This is a genomic window from Bradyrhizobium sp. CB82, from assembly GCF_029714405.1.
Classification (GTDB): Bacteria; Pseudomonadota; Alphaproteobacteria; order Rhizobiales; family Xanthobacteraceae; genus Bradyrhizobium.
In genome coordinates this window covers 228877-245332 of record NZ_CP121650.1, presented here as the reverse complement: position 1 = coordinate 245332, position 16456 = coordinate 228877, and the positions used below count along the sequence as shown (strand labels likewise).

Sequence of the window (16456 nt, the reverse complement as noted above, 5' to 3'; positions counted from 1 at the left end):
GCGGACCCTATTCGACGACGAGCGTGCCGCGGGCTTTTTCGTTGAACTCGTCGAAGAACTCGTAGCGGCCGGCCTTCTGGGCGCGGACGTTGACGACGGCTTCGCCCTTCGACGGAATGACCTTCTCGACCTTCAGCGTCTTGCTCTCGAACTCCATCGCCTTGGAGGTGTTGTTCTTGACCTTGACGGTGACCGGCTTGCCGGCCGGTGCGCGCAGCTCGTTCGGCTGGAACGCGCCGTCATAGGCGATCTGGAGTTCGGTCGCCTGCTGCGCGTTCGCGGCGGAGAGCGGCAGCAGCGCGGCGACGCAGAGCGCGGCGAGGGCGCAAGTTGTTATCGAAGTCCTTGACGTGAGCGAAGCGAACATGGATCGGCGTGTCCTAAGGCTTTGGAAAGGTCATAATCGATGGCAAGCGCGGGCCGCGCTCGCCCCGTCCTTGCAAACCAAAAATCGGCGCTGGCGGCTAGGCGGCGCCCTCGCAAAAGGACTTACTCTAAAGCTATTCTAAGTTGGAAAGCCGCGCAGAAAATGCCGTCGCGCCAGGGATCGCGCAGCGCATGAGACCCGTGTGCGGCGACACGCCGCAGCTTTCTGTGCTAAGGGCTGGACCACCGCCGGAGACCATTCATGACCACGCCAACTGAACGCCCCGAAGCCACGGTCGATCCTAAATTGCTGGAGATCCTGGTGTGCCCGCTGACCAAGGGCCCGCTCGAATTCGACGCCACCAGGCAGGAGCTGATCTCGCGCTCCGCCAAGCTCGCCTACCCGATCCGCGATGGCATCCCGATCATGCTGCCGGAGGAGGCGCGGAAGATCGATTGACACGGCAGCTCCTCATGGTGAGGAGGCGCGTCAGCGCCGTCTCGAACCATGAAGGCCCCGCTGCCGCAACTCGGCCTTCATCCTTCGAGACGCGCGCAAGCGCGCTCCTCGGGATGAGGGTCATGGTCCTGGCGACCGCTAAAGCGCCTCGCCCTTCAACAATTTCGGCACTTCGCCGGTGAGGCCGGCGGCCTGGCGGATGAAGAGATTCTTCAGCGGCGGGGCACGGTCAACGATGCCGAGGCCGATGTCGCGCACGGTGCGGAGCAGCGTCGATCTGTTGGAGAACAGGAAGTTCAGCGAATTGGTCGCAACGCCCATCGCCATGGTGTCGAAGCGCCGCCAGCGCTGGTAACGCTCGAGCACATCGGCTTGCCCGATATCCATGCCGAGCCGGGCGGCATCGACGACCACTTCGGCGAGGGCCGCGACATCCTTCAGGCCCATGTTGAGACCCTGGCCCGCGATGGGGTGAATGACATGCGCAGCATCGCCAACCAGCGCAAGGCGCTCGGCGATGAAGGAGCGCGCCACGAAATAGGACAGCGGAAACGCGCGCGGCTTGTCCAGTGCCTTGATCTCGCCGAGATGCAGGCCAAAGCGCTGCTCGAGCTCGTTGTGGAATTCATCCTCGCTCAACGCCGCGATGCGCGCGGCCTCCGTGCGGCGCTCGGTCCACACCAGCGAGGAACGTTTTCCGGTGAGCGGCAGGATCGCGAAGGGACCGGCGGGCAAAAAGTGCTCCTCGGCACGGCCCTCATGATCGCGCTCATGGCCGACGGTGACGACGATGCCGGATTGATCGTACTCCCAGCCATGTGTGACGATACCGGCACGCTCGCGCAGCTTCGACTTGGCGCCGTCGGCCGCGATCAGCAGGCTCGCCGCGACCATGCTGCCATCGCCGAGCGTCACGTCGATGCCGTCCGGGCGCGCCTCATAGGAAGCGACAGTGGTGGCGCGAAGATCGATGCCTTCGGCCTCGGCGCGCCCCACCAGCACGTCGATGAGCTGGCGGTTCTCGACCATATGGGCAAAGGGCTCGCCGGGCTCGACATCGCCGGCGAAGGTCAAGAACACCGGACGCGTGACGTCCTCCAGCTTGGAATCGGTCACGACCATGTCGAGGATCGGCTGCGCGACGCCCTTGACGTCATCCCAGGTGCCGATCGCCTCGAACAGCCGGCGGCAGGCCGTCACGATGGCTGTGGCGCGCGGGTCGCGGCTCGGCCGTGTGGCCAATGCCGGATCGGCGACGATCACGGGAATTTCGGGACCGAGGCCCTGGCGCAATGCGAGCGCGAGCGCCAGGCCCGCGAATGCGCCGCCGCCGATGACAATGCTATCCTGTACTGACATACCCTGAATCCCGGCTAACTCTTGGACTTGCTAGCAGACTTGAGCTGGGCGAAACAGTGCGGTGAAACAAGGGCCGAAAGGGCCCAAAGAACGTCATTCCGGGGCGCGCGCGACCGCACATCCGGCAATGACAGGCCAAGCGAAAGCGTCACCATGTCCAAAAGCCTGATCGACCTCATCTCCATCCTCGATATCGAACCGCTCGAGGTGAATTTGTTCCGTGGCAACAGCCCGAAGACGAGCTGGCAGCGGGTGTTCGGCGGGCAGGTGATCGGGCAGGCGATGGTCGCAGCCTGCCGCACCGTGGAGGGCCGGCTGCCGCATTCACTGCATTGCTATTTCATCCTGCCGGGTGATCCGCAGGTGCCGATCATCTACCAGGTCGAGCGCCTGCGCGACGGCAAGAGCTATTCGACGCGCCGCGTCACCGCGATCCAGCACGGCAATGCGATCTTCTCGATCATGGTCTCGTTCCATGCCGAGGAGGAGGGCGCTTTCGACCACCAGGACAAGATGCCCGACGTGCCGCCGCCGGAAAAGCTGACGGCGGAAGAAGTCTCGAAGCAGCCGATATTCCGCGAGATGCCGGAATTCATCCGCCGCTATTACGAATCCGATCGTCCGATCGAGCTGCGCCCGGTCGAGCTCAGCCGCTATTTCGGCCAGAAGATCGAGGACGGCCGCATTCACGTCTGGATCAAGACCGCGGCGACATTGCCCGATGATCCGGCGCTGCACATGTGCGCGCTCGCCTATGCCTCGGACTTCTCGCTGCTCGATGCGGTGATGGCGCGCTACGGCCGCACACTGTTCGACAAGCGCATGATGCCGGCGAGCCTCGATCATGCGATGTGGTTTCACCGCCCGTTCCGCGCCGACGAATGGCTGCTCTACGCACAGGACTCGCCAAGTGCGCAATCAGGCCGCGGCTTGACCCGCGGCCTGATCTTCAAGCCCGATGGCACGCTGGTGGCCTCCGTCGCGCAGGAAGGCTCGGTGCGCGAGCGGAAGGCCTGAGAGCTAGGGCATGATCCGGAAAAGTGTGAAGCGGTTTTCCCTCGCAACAAACGCGGAACGCGTTTGCGCGGAGATCATGCTTAAACAATAACCTAAAGCGCGATGATGATTCAGCCCGATCGCATCGCGCTTTAGACCGACCCCTTCGGCACGAGCTCGGTCTGCGACGCCAGCCAGCCCATCATCCAGCGATACATCCAGGGAATCGGGATGATGAAGGCGCAGAGGATGGCGGTCACAATCGCGCGCCAGAGAAACTCAAGTCCGGTGCCTTTGAAGACGATGTCGCGCCGCGTGCCCTCGATGCTGCGGCACATCCAGCGGATCTGGGCCACGGCGACCCAGGCCCAACCGATGATGGTGAAGATGGAGATCGCGAACAGCAGGTTCCAGCCGATATAGGCCCAGACCGAGCCCGTGAAGCTGAGGCCAAGCAACTGCCCGTTGGAGGCGAGGTTCGCGACCATCCATTTGATCAGCAGCCAGGCCAGAACGATCTCGATGATGGAGGTCAGAGTGTTGAGCGACTGGATGCCGATGAAGTTGACGGCGATCACCAGAACGATGAACCCGAAATACCAGGGCACGAGCGTCATCGCATTGCCGGTGAAGCTCATGTTCGGGCGCCCGGGAACCCTCACGCAGGACACGATCCATTGCGTGTACCAGACGAACGCCCAGGGCGCCGGGATCACGAGGATCATGCCGATCAGCGTGACGATGCTGCGCCAGGTGAACTCCAGGATGCCAAAATCGATCGAGAGCGCGGCGCCACCGCCGCTGTAGCCGCTGCTAAAGCCCCCGCCGGAGGCCATCGCAGGCCGTCCACCCTCCGGAATGGTCGGCGGCGCGCCGCCGCCAGCCATCAATCCCGGAATTTCGGCGGCCCTCTGCCAGCCCGCCATGCCCTCGGTCCATACCAGCGTATCGGCGCGGACCACGCCCTGGGCAATGAGATCGCGGAATTGACCGTCCGGATAGGGCCCCTGCTGCTTGCCCTCGGCCGCGTAGAACCAACTCGCCATGAACGTCCCCCTTAGTAACAATACTTTTGTACCGGCCTGGGACGGTTGGGTTCACCGCTTCCATGCCAAAAATGCATCGTGGAGAACGATCGGCTGCTCTGTATAGAGGTGGCGGCCCTCGTTGCTTCGCCTTTTTCCCTCTTCAACCTGCAACATTTTTATGCCATTTGCCTAGAAAGATGCCAAATTGACGCAGCGCTACCTGCGCATTATGTGGCGAAGTCCCGGGGAAACAGGCCTGACCATGAAACTCGTCGTCGCGATCATCAAACCCTTCAAGCTCGATGAGGTCCGCCAGGCGCTGACGGCGATCGGCGTGCACGGCATGACCGTCACCGAAGTGAAGGGCTACGGCCGCCAGAAGGGCCATACCGAAATCTATCGCGGCGCCGAATATGTCGTGAACTTCCTGCCCAAGCTCAGAATCGAAATCGCGGTCCCCTCCGACATCGCCGAGAAGGCCGTCAACGTCATCACCTCGACGGCGCGCACCGGGCAGATCGGCGACGGCAAGATCTTCGTTACGCCGATCGATCACGCGCTGCGCATCCGCACCGGCGAGACCGACAGCGACGCGCTGTGAACTTTTTCTTCGAAACGCGCCGGCCGATGACGCCATAGCGCGCGTTCGATTTCCATGCATGGGGGAAACGACATGGCGGTTGCTTTGCGCCGCGCAGCCACTATGGCTGCGCCGATCGGACTGTTGTCCGCGATTGCACTGGTTGACGCCGGCGCACGCCGCGACGACCGAGATCAACACCGCCGACACCGCCCGGATGATCGTCGCCACCGCCTGGTGCTGATGATGACGATCCCGGGGCTTGCGCTGTCCTACTCCGGCATGGTGCGCAACGTCGTGCATCTCTCGGCCGGCACCGGCACCCGCAGCGGTTCCTGATCCAGCTTTACGGGGTGGCCGTCACCTTCGTCTGCTCGGCGGGCGCGAGCTTCGTCCTCCTCAAGCTGGTCGCGCTGTTCGTGCCCTTGCGTGTCTCGCGTGAGCACGAATTGGAAGGCCTCGACATTCCCAGCACGGTGAGGCGCTCCAGTAAGCGTTGATACGTAGCCAAATACCTTTCTGCTGCCCCACGCATGAGCAACATTGTGTCGGCAGATTGTCCTGCATCCGTTTTGGGCAGACGTGGCTACGTTTTGGGCGCGACGTATTAGCGCACTGCAGCGCGACACCCGCAAACCGGGAAAAGCCTCGCATTCATAATCCGTTAGGTAACACCGTCGATCTGGCACGGCATTTGATTCTCAGGCCCCCGGCTGTGCCCGCGGTGTGAAGCTTCTCCTCGTGGTGAACCAGTCGAGAACGCCCGGCCATGTCCGGACCGGGCCCAAGCGGGGATAGGACCCATGAAAATTGTTATGGCGATTATCAAGCCATTCAAACTGGAAGAAGTCCGGGACGCCCTGACCGCCATCGGCGTTCACGGTCTCACGGTGACGGAAGTCAAGGGATATGGCCGGCAGAAGGGCCATACGGAAATCTATCGCGGCGCCGAATACGCCGTGAGCTTCCTGCCCAAGATCAAGATCGAGGTCGCTGTCGGTTCCGAACAGGTCGACAAGACCATCGACGCCATCACGTCGGCTGCGAAAACCGGACAGATCGGCGACGGCAAGATCTTCGTCATCAGCCTCGACCATGCGGTCCGCATCCGCACCGGCGAGGCCGACGCCGCGGCACTTTGATTTCGCGCTCAACCTTATCGAATCAGGAGAAAATGAAATGACGTTTAAGCGTCCCTACGGCGCGGGACTGGCCGCCCTCGCAGTCGGCATGTTCGCTGCGACCGCAGCCTATGCCGAGCCAACGGTCAACAAGGGGGATAACGCCTGGATGCTGACATCGACAGTGCTCGTGCTGTTGATGACGATCCCGGGCCTCGCGCTGTTCTATGGCGGTCTCGTCCGCTCGAAGAACATGCTCTCGGTTCTCGCCCAGGTCTTCTACACGGTCTGCGTCGTCACCGTGCTCTGGGCTCTCTATGGCTACAGCCTCGCCTTCACCGGCGGTTCCGACTTCATCGGCGGCTTCTCCAAGGCCTTCATGATGGGCATCACGACGGACTCGAAGGCGGCGACCTTCAGCGTCGATGCCAATATCTCGGAGCTCGTCTATGTCTGCTTCCAGATGACCTTCGCGGCGATCACGCCTGCCCTCATCGTCGGCGCCTTTGCCGAGCGCATGAAGTTCTCGGCGGTGGCGCTGTTCATCCCGCTCTGGGTCACGCTGATCTACTTCCCGATCGCGCACATGGTCTGGTACTGGCCCGGCCCGGATGCGATCCAGGATGCTGCCAAGGCTCTGGCTGCTGCGGGTGATGCGGCGGCGAAGACCGCGGCCCAGGCCAAGCTCGACGAGATCAACGCCGACGCCGGCTGGATCTTCAAGAAGGGCGCGATCGACTTCGCGGGCGGCACCGTGGTGCACATCAACGCCGGCATCGCCGGTCTCGTTGGCGCGCTCCTGATCGGCAAGCGCACCGGCTACGGCAAGGAGCTGATGGCCCCGCACTCGCTGACCATGACCATGATCGGCGCCTCGCTGCTCTGGGTCGGCTGGTTCGGCTTCAACGCCGGCTCCAACCTGGAAGCCAATGGCGGTGCCGCGCTCGCCATGACCAACTCCTTCGTCGCCACCGCGGCCGCTGCGCTCGCGTGGATGTTCGCGGAGTGGATCGTGAAGGGCCATCCCTCGGTGCTCGGCGCGCTCTCGGGCGCTGTCGCAGGCCTCGTGGCGGTGACTCCGGCGGCCGGCTACTCCGGCCCGATGGGTGCGATCGTTCTCGGCCTCGTCGTCGGCATCGTCTGCCTGTTCTTCTGCACCGTGGTGAAGAACGCGCTCGGCTACGATGACTCGCTCGACGTGTTCGGCGTGCACTGCGTCGGCGGCATCGTCGGCGCGCTCGGCACCGGCATCCTCGTCAACCCGGCGCTGGGTGGTGCCGGCATCATCGACTACACGGCGATCCCGCCGAAGGTTGCCGATTACGACCTCGTGGCACAGATGACCTCCCAGGTCTGGGGCGTCTGCACCACGCTGGTGTGGTCGGGCATCGGTTCGGCGATCCTCTACAAGGTCGTCGACGTGATCGTCGGCCTGCGTGCCAACGTCGAGACCGAGCGTGAGGGCCTCGACATCACCGAGCACACCGAACGCGCTTACAACATGTAACGCTCTCCTCCCGGATGCGATCTCCCCTGGCAGATCGCATCCAGAACTACGGTTTGGGCACGTACCCGGCAATGCCCCGACCGTTGAGGGGCTCCAGCGCAAGTTGGAGCCCCTTTCTTTTTGATCGTTTTTTGACCGACCCGACAAAAAAGAGGGATTGCCAGGCCGCAGCGTCGGCGCCGAAATAGCGACCTCAACAACAAAAGGGAGGTCCTCATGCGGCTCGAAGGTGGATGCTATTGCGGCGAGGTGCGCTACGTCGCCGAGGGCGACCCGATGATGCAGGCGCAATGCCATTGCCGCGAATGCCAGTACATCTCGGGCGGCGCACCCAACACGTTCATCGCCATGCCGGCCGCCGGCTTCACCTACATCACCGGACAGCCCAAGCAATTCATGCGCAAGGATCTCGAGCGTGCGGTGACGCGGGAGTTCTGCGCGGAATGCGGCACGCATCTGGTGACCAGAGTTCCGGGCCTGCCCGCCGTCGTCGTCAAGGTCGGCACGCTGGACGAGCCGGCGCAATTCCATCCGCAACTGGCGATCTACACCTGCGACAAGCAGGAATTCCACCAGATCCCCGCGGGCATTCCGACGTTCGATAAGCTGCCGGGCCGCTAGCGTGTGACAAATTGAGTCCGATCGGCGACGTCGGTGTTCACCTCTCCCCGGCCGGGAGAGGTGAACCGTTCCTATCAACCCGCAGACGATCACGCCGCCACGAGCGCGCGCTCGTCGGCCTCGACCACGCGATCACGGCCGCGGTGCTTCGCAGCATAGAGCGCGCGGTCGGCGATCCGGATCAACTCGGCGAGCTCGGCGTCGGCGCATGACACCGTGAAGCCGACGCTGATGGTGACGCGCTCGAGATTTTCACCGATCGGGATTTCGCGCGCAGCGCACCGCGTGCGCAGCGCCTCCGCATGCCGCTCGGCCTGATCGCGGGTGACGCCGACGATCAGGCCGGCAAATTCCTCGCCGCCATAGCGCGCGACCAGCGCGCCCTCGGTCCGCGCAAGCTGCCGCAACACGTCGGCGACTTCGACCAGAACCTTGTCGCCGGCGTCATGGCCGAAGCGGTCGTTGATCGACTTGAAATGATCGATGTCGCACAAAAACACCGTGACCGGCACGCTGCGCTTGCGCGCCGAGGTCAGCGCGAGCACGGCCGCATCGTCAAAGCCGCGCCGGTTGAAGAGGCCCGTGAGCTGGTCAGTCTGGGAGATGCGCGCCAGCTCGCTGCGGGTCAGCGTCAGTTCCTGCATCAGAAGCGCCGAGCGATAGCTGAGCGCGGAGGACAGCGAGGCCGAGATTGCGGTCGCAACGCACAGGCTGAAGCCGATGATGTGGCCAACGCTGACCGTGGCGCTGAAATTGGTGCCGAGATGCAGCAGCAGCGTCGATGCCGTCATCACGATGGTCAGGCCAGCGGCGATCGCCGCGCGCCTCGCAGTGTGGCGAAGCACATCGCCATGTGTCGCAATCTGAATGGTCACGCGCGCCCCCGCTTGTCGTCGAGAGCCATAACACTGGCGGACCGAGCGAATCGCCAACGCGAAAACCTTCTTGAGTCAATGAGGTGAGACGGCCTTGCCTAAAATGTCGAGAAGCGGGAACCACCGACGGCCGCGCATTCCCTTGTCAACGGCTGCAATTATTCGGCTCTGGACGGGGGCGCCAGTCGATGGTTAATCGCGTCTTAACCTCGCCCTATCTATGGTGAACTGAACCGCTTCCGGCCGGTGCGACCTGCAACCGGCAGTTACAAGAGTGCTGGCGCCCCAACGTATGGCTATGACCGCTTCATCCCGTGCGCCGCAGGGCAGTGGAAGCTCTGATACCGAACGCTCGCCCTTCATCCGGCTAAACGAGCTTCTGGCCCCGCACCAGCCGGGTAAGTCCTTGATTACGCTCGCCGTTGGCGAGCCGCAGCATCCGGTCCCCGATTTCGTCGGCCCAGTGTTGGCAAAACACACCAACGAATTCGGGCGCTATCCGCTGGCCAAGGGCATCGAGCCGTTCCGCAAAGCCGCGGCGGCCTGGCTCGGCCATCGCTTCAAGCTGCCGCGCGCCGTCGATCCCGAGAGCGAGGTCCTCGTTCTCAACGGCAGCCGCGAAGGCCTGTTCTTCGCGGCGATCACGGCCGCGCGCTATGTCGGCCGGCGCCCCGGCAAGCCAGCGATCCTGATGCCGAACCCGTTCTACCCGGTCTATGGCGCCGGCGCCCGCGCCGCTGCTTGCGAGCTGGTTTACCTTCCCACCACGGTCGCGAACGGCTTCCTGCCCGATCTCGATGCGATCGACGAGGCGACGCTCGCCCGCACCGTCGCGTTCTATATCGCTTCGCCCGCCAACCCGCAGGGCTCGGTCGCCTCGCGCGACTACTTCACCCGCCTGAAGAGCCTCGCCGATCGCTACGGCTTCGTCATTCTCAGCGACGAGTGCTATTCGGAGATCTACACGCGGGAAGCGCCGGGCAGCGCGCTCGAATGCGCCGGTCCCGACTTCACCCGCGTCGTCGCCTTCCAGTCGCTCTCCAAGCGCTCGAACCTGCCGGGCATGCGCGTCGGCTTTGCTGCCGGCGACAAGAAATTCTTGAGCCTGTTCCTCGAGCTGCGCAACGTGGCGGCGCCACAGGTGCCGGTGCCGCTCCAGCATGTCGCGACTGTCGCCTATGGCGACGAGACACATGTCGAGGAGAACCGCAGGCTCTACCGCATCAAGTTCGATCTCGCCGATCAGATCCTCGGCAACCGCTACGGCTATCGCCGGCCCGAGGGCGGCTTCTGCGTCTGGCTCGACACCTCGCCGCTGGGCGACGACGAAGCGGTAACCGTCAAGCTCTACAAGGAAGCGGGCGTGCGTGTCGTGCCGGGCAGCTATCTGGCGCGACTCCAGCCGGATGGTTTCAATCCGGGCGCAGGCTTCATTCGCCTGGCGCTGGTGCAGAACGGCGAGGTCACCGCCGAGGCCCTGCACCGGCTGGTCGCGACGTTGGATTAGGCGGATGAGCATGTCGGCAATCGAACGTGTCATCCCACTGGTTGGACACCTGCCACCGTCAATCCGCGACGCGCTGACGCGCCGTGTACGCGAGCTCACCGGACTTGGCCTGATCGCGCTATCCGGCGTTGCCGCGACCGGACTGATGACCTGGTCGGTGCAGGACCCGAGTCTGAGCCATGCTACCTCGCGACCGATCCGCAACATCCTCGGCTATGCTGGCGCGATCGGCGCCGATCTCGCAATGCAGATTCTCGGTCTCGGCGCGATCATGCTGATCCTCACCATCGCGGTGTGGGGCTGGCGCATGATGACCCACCGCCCGTTCGATCGCGAAGCGCTGCGGCTCGGCTCCTGGACCCTCTCCACGGTGGTCGCCGCTGGTTTTGCGAGCTGCTGGCCGCATGGCGGCGCATGGCCGCTGCCGACCGGGCTCGGCGGCGTGATCGGCGACGCGCTGGTGCGCGCACCGGCCGTGATCTTCGGACCTGCGGGCGCCATCTATCGCATCGTACTGGGCCTGATCCTGTTCGTCGCGATGACCGCGACGTTCCTGATCGCCTGCGGCCTCGGAGCGCGCGCGCGCGACGACGAGTTGACGCCGATCGAGGACGACGACACCCCGTTCGAAGAAGAGGACGAGGACCGCGGCTCGGTGTCGCTCGGATGGCTGTTCCATGCGCTGATGAGCACGAAGGCACGGATCGTCTGGCTGTGCGGCGCCGCCTATCGCTCGCTGGTCTCGAGCGGATCCAAGCCGCGCGCTGCATCTTTCGATCGCCAGGAGCCCAGTCTCGGCGGCCGCGCAGCACCTCCGATCTCGCCGCATGCCGGGGACGAGGACTACGAGGAGGAAGAGGACGAGGAGGACGAAGAGGAGGAGGAGCAGACGCCAGCCGCGCGCGCCCCGCGCAAGAAGGCTGCACCGAAAGCGCCTTCGAAAAAATCTTCCGACAAGTTCGACCTTCCGTCCGTCGCCATGCTGGCCGCGCCGAAGGCTGGCGATCGCCAGCCACTCAGCAAGGCCGAGCTGGAAACCAATTCGCGTTCGCTCGAAGGCGTACTCCAGGACTTTGGCGTGCGCGGCGAGATCGTCAAAGCCAATCCGGGTCCGGTCGTCACGCTGTACGAGCTGGAGCCGGCCCCCGGCATCAAGTCATCGCGCGTGATCGGCCTTGCCGACGACATCGCGCGCTCCATGAGCGCGCTTTCGGCGCGCGTCGCCGTCGTGCCCGGCCGCAACGCCATCGGCATCGAATTGCCGAACGCGCATCGCGAAAAGGTTTACCTGCGCGAACTGCTGGTCGCGAAGGAGGCGACCGAGACGGTGGCAAAACTGCCGCTGTGCCTCGGCAAGACCATCGGCGGCGATCCCGTCATCATCGATCTGGCGCGCACGCCGCACATGCTGATCGCCGGCACCACCGGCTCGGGCAAGTCGGTCGCGATCAACACCATGATCCTCAGCCTGGTCTACCGGCTGCGCCCGGATCAGTGCCGGCTCATCATGGTCGATCCGAAGATGCTCGAACTCTCCGTCTATGACGGCATTCCGCATCTGCTCACTCCCGTCGTGACCGACCCGAAAAAGGCGGTGGTCGCGCTGAAATGGGCCGTGCGCGAGATGGAAGAGCGCTACAAGAACATGGCCAAGCTCGGGGTGCGCAACATCGACGGCTACAACGCGCGCCTCCTGGAAGCCAAGGGCAAGGGCGAGGAACTGACACGCACGGTGCACACCGGCTTCGACAAGGAGACCGGCAAGGCGATCTACGAGGAAGAGAAGCTCGCTCTCGATCCGCTGCCCTACATCGTCATCATCGTCGACGAAATGGCCGACCTGATGATGGTCGCCGGCAAGGACATCGAAGGCGCGGTGCAGCGCCTCGCACAGATGGCGCGCGCCGCGGGCCTGCACGTGATCCTCGCGACGCAGCGTCCGTCGGTCGACGTCATCACCGGCACCATCAAGGCGAACTTCCCGACACGCATCGCCTTCCAGGTCACCTCCAAGATCGACAGCCGCACGATCCTGGGCGAGATGGGCGCCGAGCAACTGCTCGGCCAGGGCGACATGCTCTACATGGCCGGCGGTGGCCGCATCAGCCGCGTGCACGGCCCGTTCGCCTCCGACGAGGAAGTCGAGAAGGTGGTGCGTCACCTCAAGACCCAGGGACAGCCGGAATATCTCGAAGCGGTGACCGCGGAAGAACCTGCCGAGGGCGAAGACGGCGCGGTTTTCGACGCCACCGGCATGGGTGCGGATGGCGGCGGCGACCTGTTCGCCCAGGCCGTTGCGATCGTCAAACGCGACCGCAAGGCCTCCACCAGCTACATCCAGCGCCGGCTCCAGATCGGCTACAACCGCGCCGCCTCGCTGATGGAGCGCATGGAACTGGAAGGCATTGTCGGACCGGCCAATCATGCCGGCAAACGCGAGATTCTGGTCGAGGAAGAGGACAGCCATATGTGAGGCGTCGCGCTCGAGCCGACCTCACAATGAGTTTTTCACGCAAAAACGATATCCGCTTTTGACCGAAATCACGGTAAAAGGGCGCCCAGCCACACAGGACGACGCGTTGACCGGAAATCCAGATACTCGTTTTGCTGCCTCCTTCGCTGCGCGCAGCGCGCGGCTGGCGGGCATGCTCGTCATCACCGCCTCGATGGCTGCCGCCAGCGCGACCTCGTTCGCGCAGACCGTGCCCGTTCCGAAACCCGCGCCGAAGGGCCGCGACGGCGGACAAACAAGCGGCGGGGCCGCCACGACCGGAGCCACCCAGGCGCCGCCCAATCCGATCATTCCGGATCCGCGCCGCAACGTGCCGAGCAGCATCTTCCAGACTTTTGACGACAAGCAGAAGGCACAGGCCGCCAGGGTCAGCGCCTATCTGTCCTCGTTGCAGACGCTGGTCGGCAATTTCGTGCAGGTCGGGCCCGACGGCAGCAAGACGCAAGGCGACTTCTACATCCAGAAGCCCGGCAAGATGCGCGTCGAATACGATCCGCCCAATCCGATCGACATCATCGCCGACGGATCCTCGCTCGTGGTGCGCGACCGCAAGCTCGCGACCCAGGACGTCTATCCGCTGTCGCAGACACCGCTCCGCTTCCTGCTCTCGGACCGTATCGACCTGATGAAGGACACCAACGTCATCAACGTCAGCGCGGACGATCTCTTCATCAGCGTCACCATCGAGGAGAAGCAGGCGCTGATCGGCACCAGCCGCCTGTTGCTGATGGTCGGCGCCAAGGACGGCCAGTTGAAGCAATGGACGGTGACCGACCCGCAGGGCTACGACACCACCTTCGCGGTCTATAATCTCGACAGCACCAAGAAGCTCGATCCGAACATGTTCAAGATCGACTTCACCAACTACAACGTACCGTCGCCTGGTTGAGCTTTCTCGTGTCCCGGACGCGGCGCAGCGCGAAGCGATGCGACGCCGAGCCGGGACCCAGAAGCGGGGATAAATCGGTTATAGGCCCGGCTCAGCAGCACGTCACCATAGCGCGTCAAAGACGCGCGTGAACGCGCTTTCGGTGCCGCGCCGCGTCCGGGGCACGAGAGATTGCCGTGGATGGCCTTGATTGGCCGTGGCTCCCAGTGATTCCCAACTTGCAATCCATGCTATGACGCATCCCTCATGCGTCTTTCCCTGACAACCTGGAACATCAATTCGGTGCGGCTTCGCATCGATCTCGTCGCCAAATTCCTCAAGAGCGCGCGGCCGGACGTGCTGTGCCTCCAGGAGACCAAGTGCATCGACGATGCCTTTCCGCTGAAGCGCTTCAAGCGGCTCGGCTATGAACACGTCGCGCTGAACGGGCAGAAGGGTTATCACGGCGTCGCCATCGTCTCGAAGATTCCGTTCGAGAACACCGATATCCGCACCTTCTGCGACAAGGTGGATTCGCGCCACATCTCGGTGTCGTTCGGCGGGAAGGCGAACATCGCAAAGCCGCTGGTGCTGCACAATTTCTACGTCCCCGCCGGCGGCGACATTCCCGATCCCGCACTGAACGAGAAGTTCGACCACAAGCTTCGCTTCCTCGACGAACTAAAGGCCTGCGAGCCGCTGCATCCGCGCGGGGAGGACCGCCACATCCTGGTCGGCGATCTCAACGTGGCGCCACATGAGAACGACGTCTGGTCGCACAAGCAGCTCCTGAAGGTGGTCTCGCACACTCCGATCGAATGCGAGAAGCTGCTGGCGGCGCTCTCCGCCGGTGAATGGATCGACGTTGCGCGCGAACGGATTCCGATGACGGAGAAAGTCTACACCTGGTGGAGCTATCGCGCCGCCGACTGGACCGTCGGCGACCGCGGCCGCAGGCTCGACCACATCTGGGTCTCACGCGCGCTCAAGGACATGTTGCAGGATTTCAGGATTCTTCGCGATGCCCGGAGCTGGGAACGGCCGTCGGACCACGTGCCGGTAACGGTGACGCTGGAGGTGTGATCTCCGCACCCGGTCCTCATCCTGAGAGCTTGCCAATCTTTCTCGTTTTGCGTGGTCATCGAAGGATGTGGCAGTTCCTCGTCGTGGCAACGCGTGGGCTGGGCGGCTGTGGCGAGGTTGGGGGATGTCGATGAACGCTCCTCTATGCGCTAGCGAGGCGGTTGCCTTGCAGGATGTTGTTGGCGAGGGCGTACCAGAGCACGACGGCGCGGACCTTTTCGAAGCCGCGCACGGTCAATTGGCGCAGGTCCCAGTTGCGCCAGCGGGCATGTATGCACTCGCAAATCGACCGGGGCTTGTATCGGGCCTTGCCCTCTTCGCTCGCCATGCGCGCACGCTAGGCCAACACCCCCGGGCCGCCGCCGCGTCGCGGTAGATGGGGATCGGTGCCGTGCTTGGATTGAGTGGGCGGGCAAAAGATATCGATGCCCTCGGCGTGCGCCCACTCGATGTCCTCGGCACTGCCAAAGCCGCCATCGACGAGATGGTCCTTGGGCAACCCGCCAGGACGCGCGCGCTGCCGCTCCAGCATGGGCCGCATCAGGCCGCGGTCGGACCCGGTGTTGCAGACCTTGATGTCAACGACGATCGGCTGGCCGGCGGCACTCGTCACCTGCACGTTGTAGGCGGGGCGGAAGCCGCCGTCGGCCATCTTCATGACCCGTGCGTCGGCGTCTGTCGTGGAGGCCCGCGGCTCTTTCGGCTTCTTGCCGTTGCCGCGCTTTTCTTCGCGCTCCTTGCGCTGCTGCTTGATTTCGGCGAGCGCCGTCTGCGCCGCTTTGACGCGCGCTCTGCGCTCACGCGCGGCGCGCTCCTTGGCGGCCTTCATGCGCTGATTGCTAGCATCCGAACGAGCGTCAACCTCGCGTTTGAGGTCTTCCACCACCGCCTCAGCCAAGGCCAGGTGCCGATCGAGCGTCGCCTCCCGCCGGAACGAAGCGGCCCCGGCGCTGGCCCGGACCCGAACACCGTCCTGCGCCAGCGTTTCCAGATTGACGAGGCCGACCTTCGCCAGCACCGCCAAATGCTCGCAAAGCAGCCGGTCGAGCAGGTCGGCGCAACCGACCCGGAAGTCCGCCAGCGTGTGATGGTTCACCGACACCCCGCCACACAGCCAACGATAGGCGTCATGGCTCTCGCAAAGCCGCTCCAACGCGCGCGCGCTGCCGACGCCCTCGCTGGTGGCATAGAGCCACAGCGCCAGCAAAAGCCGCGGCGATGTCGCGGGGTGACCGGGCCGATCGCCCCGCGCTTTGATCCGGTTCTCCAGCTCACTCAGGTCGAGTTCCTCGACATAGGACCAGATCAGGCGCACCGGATGGTCTTCCCCGATCAGGCTCTCGATATCCACTGCTCGCAACTCGATTTGATCGCGTTGGGGCTCACGAAGTCGCGGCGCTGCGAGCGGCGCCGCACCGGCTTGCGGCTTTGCCTGCTCCGGCAGATCCCCAAACAATTCATCAGCGGCCATCATCCCTCCTGCGAATCCATCACCGCAAGAGAATCACACAGCACCAGCTTTCGGCTATACCGCTTGCGAGCAGTCAAAAAGATTCACAGCCTCTGAGGAGAC

The 16456-nt window shown here is 64.0% G+C and carries 15 protein-coding genes and 2 pseudogenes; 12 read left to right on the top strand and 5 right to left on the bottom strand.

What is annotated here, in order from left to right; all coding sequences use genetic code 11:
* Positions 1-7: 7 nt before the first annotated feature.
* Entirely contained in the window at positions 8-367 is a 360-nt protein-coding gene (locus QA640_RS01135; protein WP_283038964.1) for a cupredoxin domain-containing protein, read from the bottom strand.
* Positions 368-628: 261 nt separating this feature from the next.
* On the opposite strand from QA640_RS01135, the gene QA640_RS01130 reads away from it, so the two are divergent.
* Positions 629-826, top strand: a complete 198-nt coding sequence (locus QA640_RS01130; protein ID WP_283038963.1) for a Trm112 family protein — start codon at positions 629-631, stop codon at positions 824-826.
* 138 nt (positions 827-964) lie between these two features.
* On the opposite strand, the gene QA640_RS01125 is transcribed toward QA640_RS01130, so the two are convergent.
* Positions 965-2185 carry a ubiquinone biosynthesis hydroxylase gene (locus QA640_RS01125; protein WP_283038962.1) on the bottom strand — a complete coding sequence of 407 codons (1221 nt, stop codon included), beginning with the start codon at positions 2183-2185 and terminating at the stop codon, positions 965-967.
* Positions 2186-2338: 153 nt separating this feature from the next.
* On the opposite strand from QA640_RS01125, the gene tesB reads away from it, so the two are divergent.
* Positions 2339-3202, top strand: coding sequence for an acyl-CoA thioesterase II (tesB, locus tag QA640_RS01120; RefSeq protein ID WP_283038961.1), 864 nt, complete (start codon positions 2339-2341; stop codon positions 3200-3202).
* 131 nt (positions 3203-3333) lie between these two features.
* On the opposite strand, the gene QA640_RS01115 is transcribed toward tesB, so the two are convergent.
* Complete coding sequence (locus QA640_RS01115) at positions 3334-4227, bottom strand: DUF4339 domain-containing protein (protein WP_283038960.1); 894 nt, start codon at positions 4225-4227, stop codon at positions 3334-3336.
* Between the two features lie 244 nt (positions 4228-4471).
* Here QA640_RS01115 and QA640_RS01110 point away from each other — a divergent pair, with 244 nt between their 5' ends.
* The 6 genes and pseudogenes from QA640_RS01110 to QA640_RS01085 all read left to right on the top strand — a co-directional run bounded on the left by QA640_RS01110 (position 4472) and on the right by QA640_RS01085 (position 8038).
* Positions 4472-4810 (top strand): P-II family nitrogen regulator, encoded by a 339-nt coding sequence (locus QA640_RS01110; protein ID WP_254101593.1) that lies wholly within the window; start codon positions 4472-4474, stop codon positions 4808-4810.
* A 72-nt stretch (positions 4811-4882) separates the two neighbouring features.
* The gene (locus tag QA640_RS01105; RefSeq protein ID WP_283038959.1) at positions 4883-5128 is read left to right on the top strand and encodes a hypothetical protein; all 246 of its coding nucleotides are present in this window, start codon (positions 4883-4885) and stop codon (positions 5126-5128) included.
* Positions 5110-5282, top strand: a pseudogene (locus QA640_RS01100) (ammonia channel protein); the annotation flags it as partial. The gene QA640_RS01105 and the pseudogene QA640_RS01100, both read left to right, overlap by 19 nt.
* 310 nt (positions 5283-5592) lie before the next feature.
* Entirely contained in the window at positions 5593-5931 is a 339-nt protein-coding gene (locus QA640_RS01095) for a P-II family nitrogen regulator (RefSeq protein WP_283038958.1), read from the top strand.
* Positions 5932-5968: 37 nt separating this feature from the next.
* Positions 5969-7417 carry an ammonium transporter gene (locus QA640_RS01090; RefSeq protein ID WP_283038957.1) on the top strand — a complete coding sequence of 483 codons (1449 nt, stop codon included), beginning with the start codon at positions 5969-5971 and terminating at the stop codon, positions 7415-7417.
* A 216-nt stretch (positions 7418-7633) separates the two neighbouring features.
* The gene (locus QA640_RS01085) at positions 7634-8038 is read left to right on the top strand and encodes a GFA family protein (protein ID WP_283038956.1); all 405 of its coding nucleotides are present in this window, start codon (positions 7634-7636) and stop codon (positions 8036-8038) included.
* An 89-nt stretch (positions 8039-8127) separates the two neighbouring features.
* On the opposite strand, the gene QA640_RS01080 is transcribed toward QA640_RS01085, so the two are convergent.
* Positions 8128-8913, bottom strand: coding sequence for a GGDEF domain-containing protein (locus QA640_RS01080; RefSeq protein ID WP_283038955.1), 786 nt, complete (start codon positions 8911-8913; stop codon positions 8128-8130).
* Between the two features lie 292 nt (positions 8914-9205).
* On the opposite strand from QA640_RS01080, the gene QA640_RS01075 reads away from it, so the two are divergent.
* The 4 genes from QA640_RS01075 to QA640_RS01060 all read left to right on the top strand — a co-directional run bounded on the left by QA640_RS01075 (position 9206) and on the right by QA640_RS01060 (position 14883).
* Positions 9206-10420 (top strand): aminotransferase class I/II-fold pyridoxal phosphate-dependent enzyme, encoded by a 1215-nt coding sequence (locus tag QA640_RS01075; RefSeq protein WP_283038954.1) that lies wholly within the window; start codon positions 9206-9208, stop codon positions 10418-10420.
* Positions 10421-10424: 4 nt separating this feature from the next.
* Positions 10425-12893: a DNA translocase FtsK gene (locus tag QA640_RS01070; RefSeq protein ID WP_283038953.1), complete on the top strand. Its 2469-nt coding sequence runs from the start codon at positions 10425-10427 to the stop codon at positions 12891-12893.
* Between the two features lie 163 nt (positions 12894-13056).
* On the top strand, positions 13057-13821 hold the full coding sequence (locus QA640_RS01065; RefSeq protein WP_283043081.1) for an outer membrane lipoprotein carrier protein LolA: 765 nt from the start codon (positions 13057-13059) through the stop codon (positions 13819-13821).
* 246 nt (positions 13822-14067) lie between these two features.
* Positions 14068-14883, top strand: a complete 816-nt coding sequence (locus QA640_RS01060; protein WP_283038952.1) for an exodeoxyribonuclease III — start codon at positions 14068-14070, stop codon at positions 14881-14883.
* A gap of 142 nt (positions 14884-15025) precedes the next feature.
* Here the strand turns inward: QA640_RS01060 and QA640_RS01055 are convergent.
* Positions 15026-16357, bottom strand: a pseudogene (locus QA640_RS01055) (IS1182 family transposase).
* Positions 16358-16456: the final 99 nt, after the last annotated feature.